The 1,415-nt window shown below is 30.6% G+C and carries 1 protein-coding gene; it reads left to right on the forward strand.

Annotated elements, in window-relative coordinates; all coding sequences use genetic code 11:
* The first annotated feature begins 29 nt into the window (after positions 1-29).
* The gene (gene ilvA / locus ACY1IQ_RS21090; RefSeq protein ID WP_461613887.1) at positions 30-1,244 is read left to right on the forward strand and encodes a threonine ammonia-lyase; all 1,215 of its coding nucleotides are present in this window, start codon (positions 30-32) and stop codon (positions 1,242-1,244) included.
* Positions 1,245-1,415 lie beyond the last annotated feature (171 nt).

Below are 1,415 nucleotides of genomic sequence, written 5' to 3' on the forward strand. Positions count from 1 at the left end.
TTTAAACAAAAGGAGAGAAAATAGTGAGTATAACATTATCATTATCTGATATAAGAGAGGCAGAGGAAAATTTAAAGGGAGTTGTAAGAAAAACACCTTTATTTCATTCAAGTACGTTTTCAAAAGACACTGGATATGAAGTATATTTAAAATGTGAAAATAAACAAAAAACTGGGTCTTTCAAACTTAGAGGAGCTTATAACAAAGTTGCATCATTGACAGAGGAAGAAAGAGCTAAGGGAGTTGTTGCATCTTCCGCAGGAAATCATGCTCAAGGAGTTGCATATGCTTCAACTATATTTGGTGTCAAGTCTACAATATGTATGCCATTAACAGCACCTCTTGCAAAAGTTCAAGCTACAAAGAATTATGGAGCAACGGTTATACAGCATGGTGAAGTTTACGATGAATGTTATGCTAAAGCAGTAGAAGTACAAAAGGAAACAGGAGCAACATTTTTGCACCCATTTAATGATGAACATGTAATTGCAGGACAGGGAACAATTGCTCTTGAAATCTTTGAAGATTTACCAGAAGTTGATACTATAATAGTTCCAATTGGTGGAGGAGGAATTATATCAGGTATTGCTATAGCAGCTAAAGCTATAAATGCTAATGTAAAGATAATAGGAGTTCAAGCAGAAATAATTGCTTCAAGTAAAGCATCTCTAGAAAAAGGTGAAGTTGTCACAGTTGAAGGTTCAAAGTCATTAGCAGATGGTATATCTGTTAAAACTCCAGGAGATAAAACTTTTGAAATAATAAAAGAGTATGTTGATGAAATAGTAACGGTTACAGAAGATGAAATTGCCTATGGAATATTTGCACTAATGGAGAGAAATAAGGTCATAGCTGAAGGTGCAGGAGTTGTTTCCTTAGCTTCATTATTAACAGGAAAAATTAAGAATGCTGGTAAAAATGTTGTTGCAGTTATAAGTGGTGGGAATATAGATATAGCTACAATATCAAAAATAATTGATAGACAATTAGTTTTAGTTGAAAGAAGAATAACTCTACAATTTGAATTAAGAGATAAAATAGGTCAATTGGGAGCATTAGTTGCTGAAGTAGCTACACTAGGTGGAAATGTATCAAAGATTAAACAAGATAAAAACTGGAATCCTAAAGGACTTGAGTTTACAAATATTGAAATAGAAATTGAAACAGAATCAAAAGAACATGCTGCAATGATAAAAAATGCCTTAGCAATAAAAGGATATATATTTGAACAAGTATATAAATAATTTTTAAGATTAACCTATACATTTTAAGAGAAATAGCTAGGTGGTATTTTAGAAACCTTTAATTAATTATTCTATTTAAGGTATTTGTAATATCTAAAATAAAAATTATATTTAATACATAAGTGTTTACAACAGTTTTAAAAAATTCTAAAACTGTTGCAAACATTTTTT

Source organism: Clostridium sp. Marseille-QA1073 (genome assembly GCF_054863625.1).